Below are 22405 nucleotides of genomic sequence, written 5' to 3' on the forward strand. Positions count from 1 at the left end.
GAACAATCGGCCGAGAAAACGACTTGGATTTCTCACCCCATTAGAGTATATTTCTAGGCAAGTTAAACAAATTTACTTGGCGACTTAAATTCGCCAAAAAAATTCTACGAGTAAATCTACAAATTACTTTCTCAAATACCCTGCGTATTGGAACAAACTAAGTCCAAATTCCGGAAGCACTGCAATCAGGTGGTCAAAGATATCCGCCTGGATTGTTTCATAGGCCACCCACTGGGTAACATTAGCGAATGCATAAATTTCAAGAGGCAAGCCTTCAGGAGTTGGCGCCAGCTGGCGTGTCATCAAGGTCATGTCCTGCGCCACATTTTTTAAAGAGCGCAAATAGGCGGTGCAATAAGCACGGAAAGTTCCAATGTTGGTCATGTGACGGCTGTTCACCATGTCCAGCTCCGTAGGCACGGCACCCGCCCCATACTTAGCGGTAAATTCCGAAGCCAGCTCTACTCGTTTTTCATCCATGTAGGGTTTCAAGATTTCAATCTTGGAAAGGCGTTCAATTTCTTCTTCTGTCAAGAAGCGGATGCTCTGCTGATCAATGAAGAGAGAACGCTTTATGCGGCGACCACCGGATTCCTCCATGCCACGCCAGTTCTTGAAACTGTTGGTAATGAGGTCATAAGCAGGGATTACCGAAATGGTCTTGTCCCAGTTACGGATTTTCACAGAGGTAAGAGTAATGTCGATGACTGTACCATCGGCATGGTGGCGATCAATTTCAATCCAGTCCCCCTTACGCAACAGGTCAGACAGGTTAATCTGAATTCCGGAAACCACGCCCAAAATGGAATCGCGGAAAATCAACATGAGGACCGTTGCCGCGGCACCTAAGGCGGAAAGAATAAATACAGGACTTTTTCCGGAAACCTGGGAAACAATCACGATGGCACACACGCAGAAAATCGCAAGCTTAATGGCCTGGAAGATTCCATGCAAGGGTTTATTCATTGTCCGCTTGTTATTATCGTTCAGTGATTCCACCACATCAAAGATGGAACAGCCTACCGCAAAACCTACGAGGGCAAACCATACATTGGAAACGCGGATGCACAAATCATAAATCCAGGATGCCTGATCCAAAACTTCCGGAAGACCCGCACTAAAGATTCCTGCAGGAACAAGCTGCAAAACTCTGGAAAAGAACTTCTTTTCTACCAGCAAGTCATCAAACTTGTTGGGGGTCTTTTCGGCAATGCGCTTCGCAATGGGATTTACCACAAAAAAGCAGAATGCCAGGGCCACAAAGGTGGCTATGAGTAAAACCGCAAATTTAACATCCATAGCCTAAAAATAAAAAAATTGCTAGATTTGCGGCCATGAAGAAGTCAGTACCTATTACAGTGCTCACCGGTTACTTAGGAGCCGGAAAAACCACCCTCCTGAATTATGTTCTTAACAACCAGGAAGGTTATCACGTCGCAGTGATTGTCAATGACATTGGCGAAGTGAACATTGACCAGACCCTCATTGAAAAGGGCGGAAACATCACCAAGGCAGACGACGGCACCGTCGTCCCCCTTTCCAACGGTTGTATCTGCTGTTCTTTGAAGCAGGACATGCTGGAACAGATTGCCGAAATTCTTGAAACCGGCAAGTTCGACTACATTTTGATTGAAGCCAGCGGCATCTGCGAACCCGTACCTATTGCGCAGACCATCTGCATGGCTGGCGCCCAGCTGAAAAGCACCAAGGGAGAACCTCTCCCCTGCCATTTGGATAACATCGTCGCTGTTGTGGACGTACTCCGTCTCGCAGATGAATTCGGCGGTGGCGAAAAGCTCCTCCAGAAGGACCTGGAAGAAGAAGACATCGCAAACCTCCTGATCCAGCAGATCGAATTCTGCAACACCATCATCATGAACAAGGTGGATTGCCTCTCCAAGAACGACCTTGAAAAGGTGAAGGCCGTGGTGAAGGCTCTGCAGCCCACAGCAAAGATGATCGAAACCAACTTCGGTAAGGTGGAAATGAATGAAATCCTGGACACCAAGCAGTTTGATTTCGACAAGGTAGCAGAAGGAGCCGCATGGGCAATCGAACTGAACAAGATCGATGACGACCATGATGATGACGAAGACGAAGACGAAGACGAACACGATCATCACCACCATCATGACCACGACCATGATGACGAAGACCATAGCGATTGCGATCATGAACACGGCGTTTGCCATCACCATCATGATCACGACGATGAAGACCACAGCCACTGCGACCACGAACACGGTGTCTGCCACTGCGGTCATCATCACGACAAGGATCATCCCCATGGTGACGAATACGGCATTTCTACCTTCGTGTACGAACGTCGCCGTCCCTTTAACCGCAAGAAGTTCGAAGCCTTCCTGAACGACTACCCCAACAGCATTATCCGTACCAAGGGGCTTTTGTGGTTTAGCGACGAACGGGATGACAGTTTCCTGTTCGAACAGGCTGGCAAGCAGGCTACCGCACAGAATTTCGGCCGCTGGTTCGCCGCCGAGGACAAGGCTACCCAGCAGATGATTCTTTCCCAGAATCCCGACCTGAAGAAGGTTTGGGACGACGAATACGGCGACCGCATTATCCGCCTGGTGTTCATCGGCCAGCACATGGAAAAGAAGAAGATTATCGCCGTCCTGGACGATTGCCTGGACAAGTAAAAAGCCAATGCCGACCTACGTCGGCATGACCTTCAAAGATGAAAAGTGCCGGATGAACATCCGGCATTTTTTATTTCATCCAGAACCTGCGCCATACAAGACGCAGGCAACGAAGTCCGTAGGTAATTACATTCAGATTGGAAACTTCGTCTGCGTAAACCGTAGGAATGGGAAGTTCCCCCAAAGCAAACTTTCGGGCATCCGCAAGAACAATCAACTCTAAGTCAATATCAAAACTGGGGCTTAAGCGCTCCAGTTCAATAGTTTTCAGAAAGCTGGTGCGGTAAAGAATAAATCCGCTATGTCGATCCGTAAGAGGAGTCTTAAAAACCAGGTTTTCCAGCGCCGTCAGGAATGCGCCCCCAATGCGTTTATGGAGAGGCATGTTCCCCGCCTTGGCACTTCCTCGGGTCGCATGTCGGGAGCCTTGCAGCAGAGCAAATTTTTCTCCCGTAGGAGCACTAGCATTTTCAAGATGTTCCAGGAATTTATCCAGCAGATTTGCAGGATATTGACCATCCCCATGAAGGCACGCCACATACCTGTAAGATCCAGCAGTTCCTAACCGCAGGCCTTTTTTAACTACGGCACCGTACCCGCTATTCTTATCAAAGCGGAAATAAAACAGCGGGCGGTTGGGATGAGCCTTCACAAAAGCTTCATACGCCCCACGGGTATTATCCGTAGAGCCATCGTCAATGACTTGAACCTCGGAACGGGCCCACACACTTTCAGGAATAGCTGCAAGGACGTCTCCCAGAGTCTTCTCTACGTTATAGGCAGGAACAAAAATGAAGGTATCAGCCATTGCATTCCAGGGAATAATGGTTCACGAACCATTCCAGGGATTCCCTCAGGACAACGTCAAGAGGAGTCCTGGCGCGGAAGCCAACAAGGCGTTCCGCCTTACTCACATCCGGAAGGCGACGCATGGAATCTTCATAGCCAGCACCATAATATTCCTCTCCGGAAATTTCCTGCGGTTCTGGAATACTGGAAACGTCTACTCCGCGAATACCTGCGTAAATGCCACGCATCTTCTGGGCCAGTTCCGCAATGGACAACTCATTATCGGGATTACCCACATTAAAAGCCTGCCCCACGCAATTTTCGGGAGACGCCGTAAAGAGGGCGAACAGGAATTCTACCGCATCGTGTACGGAAGTAAAACTGCGTTTTGCAGCACCGCCGTTTACAAGGGCAAGGGGCTCCCCTCGCACAAGGGCGCTGGAAAAATTCGCCAGCACCCGAGGGATTCCTTCCCCATCGACGCCAGGCATATAGTCCATGTAGGGACCCACAAAGTTAAAGGGTCTCACCACCGTCCAGCAAAGTCCTTCAAGGCCAGCAATATAACGTTCCGTCAAGAGCTTTGCCGTAGCATAACTCCAGCGGGATGCCGTTACTGCGCCAAAGGTCAGGTCCGAAGAATCTTCCTTCAGGAGGTTGGAATCGGCAGATGTCTTCCCGTAAATTTCGGAAGTAGAGAAATGGAGCAGCCAGGAACCGCTTTTCCGGCAGGCATCCGCCAGACGGGCAGGATGGTCATAGTTGCTACGGATGACTTCCGCAGCTTCGTCCATGTAGCGGCTAGGCGTGCAGATTGCCGCCAGATTGATCACCACAGGATAGGCGGCCACTCGCTGAATCACCGAAGGATTGGCAAGATCCGCGCACAGGAATTCAAATCGAGGATTTGAAAGATGCTGCTGGATTCGGTAGGATTCCAGGTCCACGCCGAAAACCCGCCAATTGGTCCTTTCCAGCATTGCCTGAAGAAGATGACAACCAATAAAACCACCGCAGCCTACAACAGCTACGGTGATTGCTGGATCGTCAAATTTTAGGATTGGTTTCAAGGCGCTTGCAGCGATTATTCCGTCACGGTAAATGTAGCGGAGTTTGCACCCTTAGCCGGATTGGTGTAAGGAATCACTCGGATTAAGGCTTCCTTGGAAGGTTCAACAGATTCTTCACTCAGGACAACCTTCTCCTCGTAGCAGGTCTCGCCATCGGGCTTTTCGGGACCCACGGAGCCGTTTACCAGGCTCCTACCCTTGGTATTCGCATTGACGCGGTATTCAATATCGAAACCACCTGCGTCAAGATCAGTACCGAACACGACTGTAATCGTGTCACCGACCTTATAGGTATCACCAGCTGCAGGAGAAACCACCACAACGCCATCCTTTACGGAACAGTTGGTATCTGCGCCAGAAGAGGAAGTAGAGCCATCATCGCCACAGGCAACCAGCATGGAGGCGGCAGCAACTGCAGAAACCGCCATCAGAGAACGTACAAACTTCATGGAAAAACTCCTTATTTTTGCCGTAATATATAAAAAACCAGCGGAAAACGCCTGCGTCAAATCATTCCAAAGTAGACGTTTAACAAAGTTTTACCCATTTGAGCACCACTTTGACAGTTTGTGCCATTTTATTTTTCTACATTACGGGCCGTACGTAAAAAACTAAATTGTCCTTGTAATTTTTAAGACCTAAGATTTATGAGCGAAGAAAGACAAGATTCTACCCTAGGACTATCAAACGTAAACCATCTTGAAAAGCTTTATAACGGATGGTTTTTGGACTACGCCAGCTATGTGATTCTGGACCGCGCCGTTCCGTATTACGAAGACGGCCTCAAGCCGGTTCAGCGCCGCATCCTGCACTCCCTTTTTGAAAATCACGACGGACGCTACCAGAAGGTGGCAACCATCGTGGGTCGAACCATGGCATACCACCCCCACGGTGACGCATCCATTGGCGATGCCCTGGTGGGTCTCGGCCAGAAAGGTTTGCTGATTGATACCCAGGGTAACTGGGGTAACCCCTATACCGGCGACCGTGCAGCAGCACCCCGTTATATCGAAGGCCGCCTGACCCCGTTCGCAGTGGACGTGGTGTTCAATCCCGAAACTACGGAATGGATTCCCAGCTACGATGGTCGTAGCGAAGAACCGGTGACTCTCCCCGTCAAGTTCCCCCTGCTTTTGGCTCAGGGTGTAGACGGTATCGCCGTGGGTCTTTCCACCTACATTCTCCCCCACAACTTCCGCGAACTTTGCCAGGCAAGTATCGACTACCTCCGCGGCAAGAAGGTGGTTCTCTACCCGGACTTCTTTACCGGCGGCATTATCGACGTGTCCGACTACAACGACGGTCAGCGTGGCGGCAAGGTCAAGGTCCGTGCAAAGATCGAGAAAGTGGACAACAAGACTTTGGCCATTAAGGAAATTCCTTATGGCACCACCACCGTTAGCCTCATCGAAAGCATCGTGAAGGCAAACGAAAAGGGCAAGATCAAGATCAAGCATGTGGACGACAACACCAGTAAGGAAGTTGAAATCCTGATCCACCTGCAGCCGGGTACCGATCCCCAGGTGGCCATGAACGCCCTTTACGCCTTTACCGACTGCGAAAAGAGCCTTTCTCCCTGCACTTGCGTTATTGTGGACAAGCACCCCAAGTTCCTGGGCGTATCCGAAATTCTGAAGATGAATACGGATCACACGGTCCAGTTATTGAAATGGGAACTGGAAAACGAACGTAAGCATCTGGACGACAAGTGGCACATGACCAGTCTGGAAAAGATCTTCATCGAAAAGAAGGTCTACCAGGTCATCGAAAACGCCAAGAGCCGCGAAGAAATGGTTCAGCTCATTAACGACGGTCTTGCTCCTTATGTCAAGAAAATGCTCCGTCGTGAAGTTACCGAAGAAGAAATTTTGAAGTTGGCGGAAATTCCTATCCGCCGCATCAGCCGTTTCGACCGTAAGAAGGCAGACGAACTTTTGGCAGAACTGGACGAAAAGATCCAGCAGAACACCTACAACCAGGAACACATTACCGACTACACCATCGACCACTTCAAGAATCTCCTGAAGAAGTATGGCGAAGGCAAGGAACGCAAGAGCCAGATCGCTGAATTCGGTAAGGTGGAAGCGGTTCACGTGGCAATCGCCAATCAAAAGCTTTACGTCAACCGCAAGGAAGGTTTCCTTGGCACCGGCATGAAGAAGGAAGAATACCTCTTCGACGTGTCCGAATACGACGATCTGATCGTATTCAAGGCCGACGGTAGCTTCAAGGTTGTGAAGGTAAGCGACAAGGACTTCGTAGGTAAGGACGTCATCCTGGTGGAAAAGTTCAAGAAGGACGACGACCGCCACATTTACAACGTGATTCATCTGGACGGCAAGGATGGAGCCTACTACATCAAGCGCTTTAACGTGGGTGGCGTCACCCGCGACAAGGACTACTTCATGGGCAAGGGCAAGCCGGGTAGCAAGATCCTGTACATGTCCAGCAACATGAATGGCGAAGCCGAAGTGGTGGAAGTTACCCTGAAGCCCCGTCCCCGCACCAAGCTGAACTTCGAAGTGGATTTCAGCACCATCGAAGTGAAGGGCCGTGGCGCAATGGGCAACATCGTGACCAAGTATCCCGTAAAGTCCATCAAGCGTCTCCGTAAGGGTGTAAGTACCCTTGGCGCCCGTGTACTATACTTCGACGCACCTAGCGGAGTCATCAGCACCCAGAAGAAGGGTGACCGCATCGGTGAATTTGGAGAAAAGGACAAGGTCCTTATCGTGAAGGAAAACGGTACCGCCCGCGTTCACGATATGGCAGACCCGATTCTCGTTGGAACAGGCATCAAGTACATTCATAAGTACAATCCTGAACAGGTTTTCTCCATCCTGTACTTTGAAGGCGGAAACTTCAACTACATGGTCAAGCGATTCAATCTGGACGGCTGCCCCATGACTACGGAGTTCAGCCTGATTTCCGACCACAAGGATTCCAAGATGATTGAGTTCTTTGCCACTAACGACGCCAAGGAACTAATGGAATACCAGGTAGGTCGCGAAGTCCAGAAGGAAGAACTGGACCTTACGGAAGTAGCTGAAGTCAAGGGCTATAAGGCTCTTGGCAGCAAGTTCACCGCCAAGAAGGTCAAGCGCGTCAGCCGCATTTCTCCGGCAGATCCGTTTGACGACGGCTCCGAAGACAATGCCGCTAGCGACGATGAACCAAGTTTGTTCTAACAGCGGAAATCGCTCGTTAGAATACAAAAAGACTCTGGATTTTTTCCAGAGTCTTTTTTCGATAGCATCAACTGGTTTTGACCTAGCACTAATTTTCAAGCCAATCTGTGAAGCTTGCGTCCGAAGGCATTCTCCAGTCGGCACGGGGCGATAGACTAATGGTTCCTACCTTGGGACCGTCGGGAATGCAGCTGCGTTTGAACTGCTGGGTAAAGAAACGGCGAACAAAAAGCTTGAGGCAGCGTTCCAGTTCTTCGTCGGGATAGGAGCCGGCAAAAGCGTGCTTCGCCAGGTACAAAAGCTTGGCTGGCTCTGCACCGTACTTCGCAAAATGGTACAGATAGAAATCATGGATTTCGTAGGCGCCAAGGATGGATTCCGTCTTCTGGGCAATCTGGCCATTTGCATCGGCAGGAAGCAGTTCCGGAGAAACCGGAGTATCCAGAATATCACGAAGAACAAAGGATAGTTCGTCTGCAGTCTTTTCATCTGCAATAAAACTGCGGGCACGGTCTGCATACCAGGCAACCACATGACGCACCAATGTTTTCGGGATATCGCAGTTCACCGCATACATGGACATGTGATCGGCATTATAAGTGCTCCAGCCCAAGGCGATTTCAGAAAGGTCGCCGGTACCTACCACGATACCGCCTTCCTTGTTGGCCACATCCATCAGAATCTGGGTGCGTTCACGGGCCTGGACGTTTTCATAAGTCACGTTCAGAACTTCGGGATCATGACCAATGTCGCTGAAATGCTGCATGCAGGCATCCTTGATGCTTACGGTACGAAGTTCCACACCCAGCAGGTTTGCCATTTCTACCGCATTGTTCTTGGTGCGGTTGGTGGTTCCAAAACCAGGCATGGTGAGCACTAGTATTTCGGAAGCGGGGCGGTTCATCAACTTGAAGGTTTCCGCAATCACAAGCAGAGCCAAGGTAGAATCAAGGCCACCGCTCAATCCCACCACAGCACGCTTGGAATGGGACGCCTCCATGCGCTTGGCAAGGCCAGCACACTGGATGTTAAAGATTTCTCTGCAGTTTGCATCGCGAGCGTCAATATTCCCCGGAACAAAGGGCGTAGAGCAGATAAAGCGATTCAGTTCCTTCACATCCGGCAAGGGGCCGAATTCCGCTGCAGTAGCAAAATATGGCGTTGCATCAAAGTCCTGGAAAGAACCTTCGCTCAGGCGCTGCATATTCAGGCGCTGGACATCTACATCGGCATAAATGATTTCGGAATCACGACTGTAGTCCTTACGTTCCGCAAGCATGGAACCATTTTCAGCAATCATCAGATGGCCGCTGAATACCATATCGGTAGTAGATTCCTGCACACCGGCAGAAGAGTAGACGTAAGCAGCCATACAGCGGGCGGACTGGTTCATGACCAGGTTGCGGCGGTAATCGCCCTTCCCTACTAGAGCATCGCTGGCGGAAAGATTCAGAATCACATTGGCCCCAGCCAGGGCCAGCTCACCACTAGGCGGCACGGGAGTCCACAAGTCTTCACAAAGTTCAACGCCAAAGCAAATTTCGGAACCGCTACGGATGAAGTTGGTCACAGGTACATCGCCAAAGCCAGGGAAATCCCAAGTGATGCGGTCAGCGGAATTCAGCAGATCGCGACCACTATTGAAGTGACGCTTCTCATAAAATTCGCGCTGGTTCGGCAAATGAATTTTCGGAGTGACCGCAATCAGGTTTCCACGTTGCACAAAGGCAGCACAGTTATAGAGGCGGCCAAACATGCGCAAGGGCAAACCCACCGCCACGATCATATCGGTATCGGCGAATGCTTCCGCAATTTTCTGTAGACTCATATAGGCGTTCTTCAGCAACAGTTCCTGATGGAACAAATCGCTACAAGAATAACCCGTAATGCAAAGCTCCGGGAAAACCGTAACGGCAGCGCCTTCATCTTGAGCAAGTTTACCGCAACGAATAATTTCAGCGGTATTAAAGGCAGTATCCGCAACCTTCAGGTTGGGGCAAACAGAAGCAAATCGATAAAATCCGAACATGATTTAAATATAAAAAAGGTCCCCTGCAGGAGACCTTTTTTAACTCAAATAAACGTCCAAATTCGGCGCGGTTTTAACTCAACTACTTGTTGTTCAAGCCCAGCTTGTTCATGCGGTAGTTCATCATGCGGGGGCTGACACCCAGCTCGCGGCCTGCAGCGGAAATGTTACCGTTGTTGCGCTTGATGGCTTCGGTGATGAGTTCACGTTCGTAGTTATTCATCATCACATCCAGCGGGGCATTTTTCATTTCGGAGGAAATAATGGAGCCGGTGCTAAGGCTAGTCTGTAGCGAAGGCGGCAGGTTGTAGCTGTGGATGCAATCGTCGGCGGCTGTCAGCACGGCACGTTCCATGCAATTTTCAAGTTCACGGACGTTACCCGGCCAATGATAACTCATGAGCAAGTTGATGGCGGTTGTAGACAAACGAGCAACCTTCTTGTTGTAGCGCAAGTTCATCTTTTCGATGAAATGTTCTGCCAGCAAAATAATGTCGCTCTGGCGCTTTGCCAGGTCCGGCATAGAAATCGGGAAAATGTTCAAGCGGTAGAACAAGTCTTCGCGGAACAGTTTCTTTTCCATCAATTCTTCGAGATTGCGGCTGGTTGCAGCAAGGAAGCGCACATCGGAATGAAGTTCTTCGTTACTGCCCACGCGGCTGAAAGTCTTTTCCTGCAGGAAGCGGAGGAGCTTCACCTGGGTCTGCATGGTCAAATCGCCAATTTCGTCCAGGAACAAAGTACCGCCATTTGCAGCTTCTGCACGACCGATTCTGCGGTTCACAGCGCCAGTGAAGGCGCCCTTTTCATGACCGAAGAGTTCACTTTCCACAAGGTTTTCGGGAAGGGCGGCGCAGTTCAAGGTAATGAAAGGCTTATCCTTACGGCCGGACATGTTCACGATGGCACGGGCGATCATTTCCTTACCGGTACCGCTACCACCACGGATCAAAACCGTAGCATCGGAGGGAGCCACCTGACGGACCTGCTCGTAGACAATCTGCATTTCGCGGCAGTTGCCCACCAGATCAGAAGGATTGTTGCTGAGCATGTCGCGCAGCTTGCGGTTCTCTTCGCGGAGGGCGTCTTGCTCAGCGTGCATTTCGATGCATTCGTTGGCAGCGTCACCAGTGATGTTGGCGATAATTTCCAGAAGAGCCACGTCGCGGTCCAAATCCGTAGCGCCGTCCACCGGGCGGTCCACAGAAAGGGTACCGATCAAATCTTCGTCATGAATCAGAGGTACGCAAATGAAGGCCACCTGGCTATCGTAATTGCGGGAGCCAGTGCGGTTCAAAAAGCGGGAATCCTTGCGCAGGTCAGGAATCACATGGCTGCGGCGAGTTTCCGCCACATGGCCCGTAATACCTTCACCAATATGATACTGGCCCAGCTGCTTTTCGGCATCATCCAACCCGTGGGAGGATTCAATCTTCAGGGTATCCCCAAAACGCAGCGTAAAGGTGCCGCGAAGCATCCCCAGTTCCGAATCCAGAATGGACAGAACGTTGGACAGTAGCTTTTCCACGTTACGTTCGTGGATGATAGCAGCACTGATCTTTTGGATCACAGCGATTTCTGGGCCGATTGGTTGTTTCATAGGAGTCTCTTGGTTCGGAATCTAATTTTACATAAAATGTAAAACAAATTTTTTTCTAAGTCAACTTATTTTTAAAGTTTTTCCTTAATACGCTTCAGGGCCACCTTGGTCTGTTCGTGGTCGCCGAAGGCGGTCAAGCGGAAGTAACCTTCGCCGCAGGGACCGAAGCCCGAGCCCGGGGTACCCACCACTTCGCAGGTAACGAGCAAGCGGTCGAAGAAGTCGAAGGACTTTTCGCCTTCGGGCAACTTCCACCAGATGTAGGGAGCGTGTTCGCCACCAAATACGGTATAGCCGGCGGCGGTGAGTTCGGTGCGGATCATGGCGGCGGTGTCCATGTAGCCCTTGATCACAGCCTTAGTCTGTTCCCAGCCTACGGGAGTGTAGATGGATTCGGCGGCGCGCTGAACCACGTAGTTCACGCCGTTAAACTTGGTGCACTGACGGCGATTCCACATGGCGCGGAGCTTGCCCAGTTCGTGAGGAACGATGGTGTAAGCGCAACGGACGCCGGTAAAGCCAGCAGTCTTACTGAAGCTGCGGAACTCGATAGCGCAAGTGCGGGCGCCCGGAATTTCGTAAATGGAGTGAGGCAGGGATTCATCCTGGATGTAGCAGTTGTAAGCACCATCGAAGAGGATCACAGCGCCAGTTTCGTTGGCGTAGTCCACGAACTTCTGGAGGGTTTCGCGGCTAAGCACGGTGCCCGTCGGGTTGTTGGGGCTGCACAGGTAAATCAGCTGCACCGGGTTCTTGGGAAGGTCCGGCTGGAAATTGTTTTCGGCGGTAGAAGCCAGGTAGGTGACTTCAGAGAAATGGCCATCATCCTGCATAAAGCCGGTACGGCCTGCCATCACGTTGGAATCCAGGTAAACAGGATAAACCGGGTCGGGAATGGCAATCTTTACGTCGGCGGCAAAAAGTTCCTGAATGTTGGCCACGTCGCACTTGGAACCGTCACTGACGAACACATCGTCCGGATCCATTTCAACACCGCGGGGAGTATATTCGCCGCGGATGATGGCTTCGCGCAAGAAGTCGTAACCCTGTTCCGGACCGTAACCGCGGAAGGTGTCCTTGCAGGCCATTTCGTCAACAGCCTTGTGCATAGCTTCAATAGCGGCAGGGATAATGGGAGTGGTCACATCGCCGATACCCAGACGGATAATGTCGGCATTGGCGTGGGTGCCCTGATATTCCTTGATCTTCTTGGCGATGGTAGAGAAAAGGTAGCTGCCAGGAAGACGATCGTAAAATGGGTTAATGATAGATTCGTTCATAATTTAGGTTCCAGGTTCGAGGCTCGAGGCCCGAGTTTTTTTGTTTAAATTTTTCAAGTGAAGCGACGGATTCAATTGAGGATTGATGATTGACGATTATTTAGCTAGGCGGCTATACGACACTTTAAACTATGTTTATTAGTGGCAGTTATCCACTTTGTGGAGAAGCCGCGATTATTCTAATCATCAATTATCCATTATCAATTATCCATTATACATTACCTCTAAAGCATTCCTTCGCGGGACCGGTCATGAGGACGGGGCCGCCTTCTTCGTGCTTGATGTGGAGGGTTCCGCCATCCAGAATCACGTCGGATTCAAGGCCTACGCGGTTTGTACGCTGGGCCGCCACCAAAGTGGCGCAACTGCCGGTACCGCAAGCCATGGTAATGCCACAGCCCCGTTCCCACACGCGCATACGGATCTTGCCCGGTTCCATCACCTGGGCGAATTCAATGTTACAGCGGTCCGGGAACTGCTTGTCGTGTTCCAGAACGGGACCCCAGTTTTCCAGTTCCACCTTGTCGATGTCGTCCACGAAAATCACCGTGTGGGGATTGCCCATGGAAACCGTTTCGCCGGTAAAGTCAAAAGTATTTGCAGTCAGCTTGATGGTGCCCAGGAAGTCGCGAGGAGCACCCATATCCACACACACACGGCCATCGTCCAGAATGGTGGGCTTGATCAGGCCGCTCTTGGTGTGCAAAACAAAAGAAGTCCCGTTGCCGAGGCCACGAGACACAATAAACTTCGCAACGCAACGGGTGGCGTTACCGCACATGGCAGCTTCGGAACCATCGGCGTTAAAGATGCGCATCTCGAAATCGATGCCGTTACCCTTGCCGTCGCTAGTTGCGCGAATGTCCTTTTCGGCCACCACGTATTCTTCGGAACTCTTCAGGGGAGTCACCACCACCACGCCATCGGCACCAATACCGAAGCGACGGTCGCAAAGTTCAATGACACGCTGCTCCAGGTCCTTGCCCAAAGTCATGTCAAAAGATTCACCCGGCTCAACGAGAACAAAGTCGTTGCCCAGACCAGTCCATTTAGAGAATTTCAGAGACATAAATTGTAATCCTTATTTTCGCCATAGATACGCAAAAAACGTGCCACTTTTACATTTTTAGTAAAAGCAGCGAATTTCGTTAAATTTTAACGATTCCCGAAAATATGCGGATTTCAAGATTTGAAAGATATTACAATTTGTGTAAATACTATAATTTTGCTTTACATTTTATGTAAAGCAAAAGAAATAGGAATAAAATCTCCCCCTTTTCCGCTCATTACGGGCTTTTACATACAAACACTCTATTATTTTCTATACTTACCCGCCATGAGATACGCAGTGATTACAGGCGCCAGCTCGGGTATCGGCGCCGAATTCGCAAAAAATTTATCTGCCCGCGGTTATGGTCTTATTCTTGTAGCTCGCCGTGAGGATCGATTGCGCGCACTGGCCTCCGAATTAGGCACGCCTGCTGAAATTTTCACAGCAGACCTTTCACAGCAAACCGAATGCGATCGTCTAGGACAATTCCTGGACAATTTCGATATTGGCGTTTTCATCAACAACGCCGGTTTTGGAGATTGCGGATTTTTCCCGGAAACAGACCTGGAAAAAGAACTGCGTATGATTAACGTGAACATAGTGGCCCTGCACCTGCTTTCCAAGCTTGCAGTAAAAGTTCTTTCCAAGAAAGGAGGCCACCTTCTTAACGTGGGGTCCAGCGCAGGACTTATGCCCGCGGGTCCCTACATGGCCACCTACTACGCCACCAAGGCTTATGTGGTTAGCCTCACCCAGGCCATAGCAATTGAACTGGAAGAAGCACGATCTTGCGTTTCCGCCAGCGTCTTATGCCCAGGGCCGGTCAATACAGAATTCAATCACGTTGCAAACGTGCAATTTTCCCTGCCGGGAATTTCCGCAAAATTCTGCGCCAGCTATGCCCTAAAGCAAATGTTCAAGAAACAGACGATTATTGTCCCTGGCGTCATGATGAAGGCAGCGGGAATCGTAAGCAAAATCTTCCCCCGCCATCTTGTAGCAAAGATTGCAGGCAGTCAACAAAAGAAAAAAATCGGAAAAAAGTAAAATCAAAAAGGTCAGGCATCCAAATGCTAGACCTTTTCGGTAAACTACAAGATTTTCAAGAGTACCGCCCAGCAACTAGGTGGGATATTCATATTTTTGTACCATGAAGTTTTTGAATCTTTATTTGCTAATACTTATCGCATGTACACTCTTTTTCGCCTGCGATGATTCAACCAGCGCAAATTCATCGAACATCCAAAACGACACCGCAAAAGAAGATACGGTCTACGTCCAGGACACCATCCGCATCATTGATTCATTAAGCATTCACGACACCATAAAGGTTCCCGAGTATTTCAAGGACACCGTAAAAGTCAAGGATACCGTAAAAGTCAAGGATACCATTATCGTCCGTGACACGGTTATCAAGGAAGTCGACAATTGCACCATTTCTAACAACGACGACGGCTCCATCACCCTCACTTGCGGTGAGGACATCCATCAACTTTTTGAAGCACTCTGCGACGGGCGTCCTTACGATGCTCGCGTACAGGCTTGCAAAGACGGAAACGTCAAAGATCTCTGCGGAAACGAGGAATACGACAAGGGAACGTACCTTTGCGAAAACGGGAAACTGTACCCCTACTTTGTCGATTCCCGCGACAAGCAAGTCTACAAGACCGTGACCATCGGCGAACAAACCTGGATGGCGCAAAACCTCAATTTCAGGGCGGATTCAAGCTGGTGCGGTGGCGGCGTAGACCATACGACCACGGAAGGCGACTGCAATACTTACGGAAGGCTTTATAGCTGGACCACCGCCATGAACATTCCTGAAAAGTACGACACGACTAAAGCAGAGGGAACAGACCTTATCCAGAATCTTCACCGCGGCTTATGTCCCGTTGGATGGCACATTCCAGACATCAGCGAATGGAAGACCCTTTACAACTACGTTATGGAGCAAAATCCAGACGTACCTTACGATGTCCAGATGAAATCCGACAGTCTCTGGGAAAATAAAAGCACCGCAGATTACAAGTCTGCGGCACAGCCTGGCATGAACCTTACCGGATTCAACGTACTCCCCGCGGGAGTCAGGAGCAGATCCCCGCTCCATTGGGCGGCTGCAGTAAACAACGGCTTATTCATTAACGAATCCAACATTACCTATTTCATCACCGTCAGCGAAAGTACGGATTCTCATTTCAGTTACCAAACGTTCACTGGCTACATCTTATCAAATAACCACGCCTATCAAGTTCCAAACGAAAGCAACGGATATTCAAAAATGATGTCGGCATCCGTCCGCTGCATCAAGAATTAAGTTGACTTAATTCAACAAAGAAGGCCGCCAGCGATTTTTCGCCAGCGGCCCGTGTTGTTACACAAGGAACTCTTTATTAAAGTTTTGCTGTCTTTGCCTTTGCGTCGGCCATGGCACGAACCACCAGGGAGGCGCCGTTAGCGCAGTCACCTACCGCATAGATATTGCGGGAAGGATCCTGAACGATGGCGGTACGCGGGGTCAGTTCGAGACCCAGGTCCTTCACAATGCCGTCAGCAGGAACGCCGGTAAAGCCCATAGCCAGAACCACCAAATCCGCTTCGATGATTTCTGTAGAATTGGGAACTTCATTCGGCTTCAGAGGCTTGCCCAGCGGGCTCATTTCCCATTCCACCTTCACGGCTTCCACGCCAGCCACCTTGCCATCCTTCACAATGAACTGCTTGGAAGACACATTCCAGCGGCGTTCGCCACCTTCGTGATGGGCATAGCTGGTGCGCAGCATGTAGGGCCAGTCCGGCCACGGAGTAGACGGGGAACGGCCTTCAGGAGGCTTGGGCATGAATTCCACCTGAAGCACGCTCTTGCAGCCTTCACGGAGGGATTTACCCACGCAGTCGTTACCAGTATCGCCACCGCCGATGATCAAGACCTTCTTGCCCTTGGCATTGTACTTGTCGGGATTTTGCGGGTCGGAACCGTGCAAAAAGTCCAGAGCCAGATAGATACCTTCGGCATCGCGGCCCGGGATGTTCAAGTCACGAGCGTTGGGAGTACCGATGGCCAGGAACAGGTAGTCGTAATTCTTGCGGATGTATTCCGCAGAAATGTCCTTGCCGATTTCGCAATTACACACAAACTTAATGCCCGCAGCTTCCATCAGAGCCACGCGACGGTCAATGACTTCCTTTTCCAACTTCCAGTTAGGAATACCGTAACGGAGGAGGCCGCCAACCTTGGGCTTCTTTTCGTAGACAGTTACAGCGTAACCCTTACGGCGGAGGCTTTCGGCAGCAAAGAGGCCCGCAGGACCGGAACCGATGACAGCAACGGTCTTGCCGTTGGGAGCGGCGGCGGGCAGCTCCACCCAGCCTTCCTTGAAGGCGGTTTCAATCATGTACTTTTCCACCTGGCGAACCATGACGGCGTCATCGTTCAGCTGGCGGGTGCAGCTTGCTTCGCAGAGGGCGGGGCAAACACGTCCGGTAAATTCCGGGAAAAATGCGGTCTTGCTGATGATATCATAACCCTTACGGAGATCGCCAGCGGCAACAGCGGTATTAAATTCGGGAATGAGGTTACCCAGAGGGCAGCCTGCTCCATGGCAGAACGGAATGCCGCAATCAGCGCAGCGTCCGGCCTGAGCCTTGATTTCTTCTTCTGTGAAGAGGCGTTCTACTTCTTTCAAGTCCTTAACGCGTTCTTCTACGGGGCGGTACACGTCCTGAATTCTTTGTACTAAAGCCATAATATGATCCTTTTAAAGTGCGTTAAAAAGAAGCGACAACAGCGAAACCCTAAAATCAGGTTTCGCCGTCATCTTTAGTTGAATTTACTTTGCGGCCTGCTTTGCCAGGGCGTTGCGGTATTCCACCGGGAAGACCTTCACAAACTTCGGACGAGAGTTGTTCCAGTCTTCGAGAATGCGCTTACCCTTTTCAGAGCCAGTTGCTTCAACGTGCTGCTTGATGATATCGAGAAGTTCGGATTCACTTTCGGTACCCGGGAGCACGCTTTCCAAGTCAACGGAATCCACGTTGCAGCTCAAGTCAAAGTGACCCGTTTCGTCGTAGACGTAAGCAAAGCCACCAGTCATACCTGCAGCGAAGTTCACGCCAACGCGGCCAAGCACTACTACGCGACCACCAGTCATGTATTCGCAGCCATGGTCACCCACACCTTCGGTAACGAGCAACATACCAGAGTTACGAATACCGAAGCGTTCGCCAGCAAGACCGTTGATGAACACCTTACCGCTAGTACCACCGTAGCCGATGACGTTACCAGCGATCACGTTGTCTTCAGCCTTGAAGGAAGCGTTCTTGGACAGGCGAACAATGATCTTACCACCGCTGAGGCCCTTACCCATAAAGTCGTTGACTTCGCCTTCGATATCGAGAGTGATACCCGGGGCAAGGAAGGCGCCAAAGCTCTGACCAGCCACACCCTGCAAGTGTACCTTGATGGTATCTTCCGGCAGGCCCTTTGCACCAAAGTGTTCAGCCACTTCACCAGAAAGTTCGGTACCCACGGTACGGTCCACGTTGTGGATCATGGTAGAAAGTTCCACAGCCTTGCCGTTCTTCAAAGTTTCCTGTACGAACGGGAGAAGTTCACGACGGTCGAAGTTCACCAGTTCTTCCGGCACGTAGTTCGGGTCATGCTTCTTAATCTGTTCCTTACCGTTGCCAGCATCCACAGCGCTGAAGATCTTGCTGAAGTCCAGCTTCTTAGCCTTGTAGAATTCAACTGCGGTATTCACATCCAGGAGGTCGCTACGGCCGCAGGCTTCATCCAGGCTCCTGAGGCCAAGGCTTGCCAGGATTTCGCGGATTTCGTCGGCAATGAAGAACAGGAAGTTTTCAACGTATTCCGGCTTGCCCTTGAAGTGCTTACGGAGTTCCGGATCCTGAGTGGCGAGACCCATGGGGCACTGGTTGGTATGACACTTGCGGTCCATAATACAGCCAAGGCTTGCGAGAAGGTTGGTAGCAAAGCCGAATTCTTCTGCACCGAGAAGGGCTGCGATCACCACGTCACGACCAGTCTTCAGCTGACCATCCACCTGCAGCTTCACGCGGCCGCGGAGGTCGTTAAGAACCAGGGTCTGTTCTGCTTCTGCAATACCCAATTCCCAGGGAAGACCGGCATGCTTGATGGAAGTCAGCGGAGATGCGCCGGTACCACCGTCGTGGCCAGAAATGAGGACCACGTCAGCGTGAGCCTTGGCAACACCTGCGGCAACCGTACCCACACCCACTTCAGAAACCAGCTTCACGGAAACGCGGGCCTTGGGGTTGGAGTTACGAAGGTCATAGATCAACTGAGCCAAGTCTTCGATGGAGTAAATATCGTGATGCGGCGGAGGAGAAATGAGGGAAACGTTCGGGATGGAGTGACGGATGCGAGCCACAAATTCGTTCACCTTGTGAGCCGGCAGCTGGCCACCTTCACCGGGCTTTGCACCCTGAGCCATCTTGATCTGCAAATCCTTTGCCTTGCGCAGGTAGTCGATGGTCACACCGAAACGACCGGAAGCAATCTGACGGATGGCGCTGCTACGGATATCGCCGTTAGGAGCCGGAGTATCGCGATCCGGGTCTTCACCACCTTCACCGCAGTTGCTCATGGCGCCGTTACGGTTCATGGCGATAGCGATAGCTTCGTGAGCTTCCGGGCTCAAGGAACCAAGGCTCATGGCACCAGCAACAAAGTGCTTGATAATATCCTGGCGGGATTCCACTTCGGAAATATCGATGGGAGTAGTTTCCTTGAACTTGAAGAGACCGCGGAGAGTTGCGAGGCGCTTGGACTGATCATCGATCAGCTGAGTGTAAGTCTTGAACTTGGCGTAGTCACCACCCTGAACAGCCTGACGGAATGCGCCCAGAGACTGGGGAGTCCACAAGTGCATTTCGCCATCCTTGCGGAACTTGTACTGACCACCTTCCTTCAGGATCGGGCTTGCGTCCTTGAGGGAAATACCGTTACGTTCATCCACTTCGCGAGCGATTTCATCGAGGCCGATACCTTCGATGCGGCTTGCGGTACCCGGGAGGAACTTTTCAATAATTTCGTGATTCAAGCCAACAGCTTCGAAGATTTGTGCGCTGCGGTAGCTACGGAGAGTAGAGATACCCATCTTGGACATGATCTTCAGGAGGCCCTTGTCCACAGCCTTCACGTAGTTAGCTGCTGCGGTAACAGGACCCACATCCAGTTCGCCGGTGTGGCACATGTTGGTGATGCTCTGGAATGCAAGATAGGGGTTGATGACGGTCGCACCGAAGCCCAGGAGCAAGGCAAAGTGCATGACTTCGCGGACTTCACCGGACTGGACGATCAAACCGATTTCCGGACGGACGCCAGCTTCCACCAAGGTGCGGTTCACAGCGGCAGTAGCCAAGAGAGACGGCATGGGGACATAGCCCCAGTCCACGTTCTTATCGGAAAGAACGATAATGTTGAAACCTTCCTGAACAGCGCGAACAGCGTCGCCAGCTAGGTTCTGCAAGGCAGCTTCAAGAACTTCGCCGTTACCGCCCATGGGGAACTGCATCTTGAGAGTCTTTGCACGGAAGCACTTATCGCCGATGTTTTCGAAATGCTTGATTTCGTCTTCGGTAACGATGGGACGAGGAATCTTGATGAGGTGAGCCTGTTCCGGAGTTTCTTCCAGGATGTTGCCGTGGTTACCAATGTAGGTGGTAAGAGACATGACCAGTTCTTCGCGGATCGGGTCGATAGGCGGATTGGTCACCTGGGCGAACAGCTGCTTGAAGTAGTTGAACAGCGGCTGGGGCTTGTCGGAAAGGACGGCGAGAGCGGCGTCGTTACCCATGGAACCGATGGGTTCCTGACCGTTCTTGGCCATGGGCTGGAGGATAACGCTCAGGTCTTCTGCAGAGTAGCCGAAACGCTTCTGCTGGATCAGCAAGTCTTCCGGAACATCGGACGGGTTGATTTCGCTGAACAAACCGCGAACACTCATCTTGTTTTCGGCAACCCAACGACGGTAGGGCTTGCTACGTGCCACAAATGCCTTCATTTCGGCATTCTTCAAGATACGGTGGTTTTCAATATCCAGGTAGATGATTTCACCGGGTTTGAGACGGCCCTTTTCTTCCACGTCGGCATCGTTGATGTCAAGCACGCCAGTTTCGGAAGCCATGACGAACAGACCATCCTTACACAAAGTGTAACGTGCCGGACGGAGACCGTTACGGTCCAGGATTGCACCGGCGTTCACACCATCAGAGAATGCGACAGCGGCAGGACCATCCCAGGGTTCCATAAGCATGGATTCGTATTCGAAGAAGCCACGGACGTCGCGGCCCATGTAGTGCTTTGCACCCCAAGCCTGGGGCATCATCATGAGGATGGCATGCGGGAGGCTACGGCCAGCAGCCACCAAAAGTTCAAACATGTTATCAAGGCTTGCAGAGTCGCTCTGACCAGCAGCAATCAGCGGCAAGCACTTCTGAAGATCCTCGCCAATGCGTTCGCTCTTCAGGTGCGGTTCACGAGCCTTCAGGCTGTTCAGGTTACCGCGGAGGGTGTTGATTTCACCGTTGTGAGCCAGGTAGCGGAAAGGATGAGCCAGAGGCCAGGTGGGGAAAGTATTGGTAGAATAGCGCTGATGAACGAGAGCGATGGGGCTTTCGAAATCAGAATCGTTCAAATCCTTATAGAAGGCTTCAATCTGAATTGCAAGGAGAAGACCCTTATAGACGATGGTCTTGCTGGAGCAGGAACAAATGTACAGGCTTTCACAAGCCTTTTCAATCTGACGACGGAGAACAAAGAGCTTGATTTCAAAGGGATTCTTGCCATCAGCTTCCACCGGACCGAACTTGGAACCGTCGAAAATGTACTGACGGATATGCGGAAGGGTTTCGCGAGCGGTACGACCAATAGCCTTGGGGTCAACCGGAACTTCGCGGATCTTCAGGACCGGGCAACCTTCGGCAGCGGCAAGTTCCTTGATCTTTGCGTCATAGGAATCAGCTGCAACAGAGTTGTCCACGAAAACCATGGCCACGCCGTATTTTTCCGGAAGGTCGCTATAGAGCTTGCGGAAGAACTTATGGGGCATGGAAAGCAAAAGGCCAGCACCGTCACCCGTTTCCGGGTCGCCACCGGCAGCACCACGATGCATCAAACGCTTCAGAACAGTAATGCCCTGAAGCACAATCTGGTGCGATGCAACATTATTGATATTGGCTACGAGACCTACGCCGCAGGCGTCATGTTCGTTGGCCGGGTTGTAAAGAGCTTGAGCTTTCATTGTTTTTTCCTTGTGTTTTAATTTTTCCGCGTGCCATTTGCAAAATCCGTGCCAAATTTTCCAAAAAAACGTCCAAGGACCCAACAAAAATTGAAAAACTTTACATTTTAAGTAATATCAAGCACTTACAACAATAACAGCTGCAGTTCAGTTAGATCTTCCGCAAAATTGGCCATTTTTTATTTTACGAATTATGTAAAAACTTCTAGCGTTTTTCCAAAAATTGTAATAACACAAGAACGATAAACCACTGCAGACGAAGATTCGCACGCATTTAAAATGAATATAAAGGCATTCCATCGTTACATTCAATTTTGGGCTGAAGCAACCTGTTCCTAAAGAGTGGTGTTTACAAATTTTGTAAAACAACAGCTGTAAACACTTTCGCGTTTTTCAAAAATACTGGCGAGCCTGAAAAAGCTATAATTATGGATGAAAATTTTTAACCCTCCATTC

The 22405-nt window shown here is 50.8% G+C and carries 14 protein-coding genes; 4 read left to right on the plus strand and 10 right to left on the minus strand.

All coding sequences use genetic code 11. The features are described from left to right. Positions 1–123: 123 nt before the first annotated feature. A complete protein-coding gene (locus BGX12_RS10830; RefSeq protein ID WP_109736075.1) occupies positions 124–1299 on the minus strand; it encodes a mechanosensitive ion channel family protein in 1176 nt (391 codons plus the stop codon). Positions 1300–1334: 35 nt separating this feature from the next. Here BGX12_RS10830 and BGX12_RS10835 point away from each other — a divergent pair, with 35 nt between their 5' ends. Continuing rightward, on the plus strand, positions 1335–2660 hold the full coding sequence (locus tag BGX12_RS10835; protein ID WP_109736076.1) for a GTP-binding protein: 1326 nt from the start codon (positions 1335–1337) through the stop codon (positions 2658–2660). 70 nt (positions 2661–2730) lie between these two features. Here BGX12_RS10835 and BGX12_RS10840 read toward each other — a convergent pair whose 3' ends face one another. The 3 genes from BGX12_RS10840 to BGX12_RS10850 are packed head-to-tail and all read right to left on the minus strand — an operon-like array spanning position 2731 to position 4968. Further along, positions 2731–3468, minus strand: coding sequence for a glycosyltransferase family 2 protein (locus BGX12_RS10840; RefSeq protein WP_109736077.1), 738 nt, complete (start codon positions 3466–3468; stop codon positions 2731–2733). After that, the gene (locus BGX12_RS10845; protein WP_233246369.1) at positions 3461–4519 is read right to left on the minus strand and encodes an NAD-dependent epimerase/dehydratase family protein; all 1059 of its coding nucleotides are present in this window, start codon (positions 4517–4519) and stop codon (positions 3461–3463) included. The genes BGX12_RS10840 and BGX12_RS10845 overlap by 8 nt, the downstream gene beginning before the upstream one ends. A gap of 14 nt (positions 4520–4533) precedes the next feature. After that, entirely contained in the window at positions 4534–4968 is a 435-nt protein-coding gene (locus BGX12_RS10850) for a hypothetical protein (RefSeq protein WP_109736078.1), read from the minus strand. A 198-nt stretch (positions 4969–5166) separates the two neighbouring features. Between BGX12_RS10850 and BGX12_RS10855 the strand changes: the two genes are divergently transcribed. After that, entirely contained in the window at positions 5167–7707 is a 2541-nt protein-coding gene (locus BGX12_RS10855; RefSeq protein WP_109736079.1) for a DNA gyrase/topoisomerase IV subunit A, read from the plus strand. Between the two features lie 88 nt (positions 7708–7795). On the opposite strand, the gene BGX12_RS10860 is transcribed toward BGX12_RS10855, so the two are convergent. The 4 genes from BGX12_RS10860 to dapF all read right to left on the minus strand — a co-directional run bounded on the left by BGX12_RS10860 (position 7796) and on the right by dapF (position 13685). Further along, positions 7796–9736 carry an NAD(+) synthase gene (locus tag BGX12_RS10860; protein WP_109736080.1) on the minus strand — a complete coding sequence of 647 codons (1941 nt, stop codon included), beginning with the start codon at positions 9734–9736 and terminating at the stop codon, positions 7796–7798. Positions 9737–9818: 82 nt separating this feature from the next. Further along, positions 9819–11336: a sigma-54-dependent Fis family transcriptional regulator gene (locus BGX12_RS10865; protein WP_109736081.1), complete on the minus strand. Its 1518-nt coding sequence runs from the start codon at positions 11334–11336 to the stop codon at positions 9819–9821. Positions 11337–11407: 71 nt separating this feature from the next. Continuing rightward, the gene (locus tag BGX12_RS10870; RefSeq protein ID WP_109736082.1) at positions 11408–12616 is read right to left on the minus strand and encodes an LL-diaminopimelate aminotransferase; all 1209 of its coding nucleotides are present in this window, start codon (positions 12614–12616) and stop codon (positions 11408–11410) included. Positions 12617–12827: 211 nt separating this feature from the next. Beyond that, the gene (dapF, locus tag BGX12_RS10875; RefSeq protein WP_233246370.1) at positions 12828–13685 is read right to left on the minus strand and encodes a diaminopimelate epimerase; all 858 of its coding nucleotides are present in this window, start codon (positions 13683–13685) and stop codon (positions 12828–12830) included. A gap of 267 nt (positions 13686–13952) precedes the next feature. On the opposite strand from dapF, the gene BGX12_RS10880 reads away from it, so the two are divergent. Together BGX12_RS10880 and BGX12_RS10885 are read left to right on the plus strand one after the other, a co-directional pair. Further along, on the plus strand, positions 13953–14714 hold the full coding sequence (locus BGX12_RS10880) for an SDR family oxidoreductase (protein ID WP_109736083.1): 762 nt from the start codon (positions 13953–13955) through the stop codon (positions 14712–14714). A 103-nt stretch (positions 14715–14817) separates the two neighbouring features. Then, complete coding sequence (locus BGX12_RS10885) at positions 14818–15981, plus strand: FISUMP domain-containing protein (RefSeq protein WP_109736084.1); 1164 nt, start codon at positions 14818–14820, stop codon at positions 15979–15981. A 76-nt stretch (positions 15982–16057) separates the two neighbouring features. On the opposite strand, the gene BGX12_RS10890 is transcribed toward BGX12_RS10885, so the two are convergent. Both BGX12_RS10890 and gltB read right to left on the minus strand, forming a co-directional pair. After that, positions 16058–17410: a glutamate synthase subunit beta gene (locus BGX12_RS10890; protein ID WP_109736085.1), complete on the minus strand. Its 1353-nt coding sequence runs from the start codon at positions 17408–17410 to the stop codon at positions 16058–16060. Between the two features lie 84 nt (positions 17411–17494). Continuing rightward, entirely contained in the window at positions 17495–21949 is a 4455-nt protein-coding gene (gene gltB, locus BGX12_RS10895) for a glutamate synthase large subunit (protein ID WP_109736086.1), read from the minus strand. Positions 21950–22405: the final 456 nt, after the last annotated feature.

The organism is Fibrobacter sp. UWR4 (assembly GCF_003149045.1).
Classification (GTDB): Bacteria; Fibrobacterota; Fibrobacteria; order Fibrobacterales; family Fibrobacteraceae; genus Fibrobacter.

What these genes read in the sequence shown, in the direction of transcription:
- BGX12_RS10885 (WP_109736084.1), top strand. Translation starts at nt 14,818, where the DNA reads ATGAAGTTTTTGAATCTTTATTTGCTAATACTTATCGCATGTACACTC.
- BGX12_RS10855 (WP_109736079.1), top strand. Translation starts at nt 5,167, where the DNA reads ATGAGCGAAGAAAGACAAGATTCTACCCTAGGACTATCAAACGTAAAC.
- BGX12_RS10865 (WP_109736081.1), bottom strand. Translation starts at nt 11,336, where the DNA reads ATGAAACAACCAATCGGCCCAGAAATCGCTGTGATCCAAAAGATCAGT.
- BGX12_RS10830 (WP_109736075.1), bottom strand. Translation starts at nt 1,299, where the DNA reads ATGGATGTTAAATTTGCGGTTTTACTCATAGCCACCTTTGTGGCCCTG.
- BGX12_RS10870 (WP_109736082.1), bottom strand. Translation starts at nt 12,616, where the DNA reads ATGAACGAATCTATCATTAACCCATTTTACGATCGTCTTCCTGGCAGC.
- BGX12_RS10880 (WP_109736083.1), top strand. Translation starts at nt 13,953, where the DNA reads ATGAGATACGCAGTGATTACAGGCGCCAGCTCGGGTATCGGCGCCGAA.
- BGX12_RS10890 (WP_109736085.1), bottom strand. Translation starts at nt 17,410, where the DNA reads ATGGCTTTAGTACAAAGAATTCAGGACGTGTACCGCCCCGTAGAAGAA.
- BGX12_RS10850 (WP_109736078.1), bottom strand. Translation starts at nt 4,968, where the DNA reads ATGAAGTTTGTACGTTCTCTGATGGCGGTTTCTGCAGTTGCTGCCGCC.
- dapF (WP_233246370.1), bottom strand. Translation starts at nt 13,685, where the DNA reads ATGTCTCTGAAATTCTCTAAATGGACTGGTCTGGGCAACGACTTTGTT.
- BGX12_RS10840 (WP_109736077.1), bottom strand. Translation starts at nt 3,468, where the DNA reads ATGGCTGATACCTTCATTTTTGTTCCTGCCTATAACGTAGAGAAGACT.
- BGX12_RS10860 (WP_109736080.1), bottom strand. Translation starts at nt 9,736, where the DNA reads ATGTTCGGATTTTATCGATTTGCTTCTGTTTGCCCCAACCTGAAGGTT.
- BGX12_RS10835 (WP_109736076.1), top strand. Translation starts at nt 1,335, where the DNA reads ATGAAGAAGTCAGTACCTATTACAGTGCTCACCGGTTACTTAGGAGCC.
- gltB (WP_109736086.1), bottom strand. Translation starts at nt 21,949, where the DNA reads ATGAAAGCTCAAGCTCTTTACAACCCGGCCAACGAACATGACGCCTGC.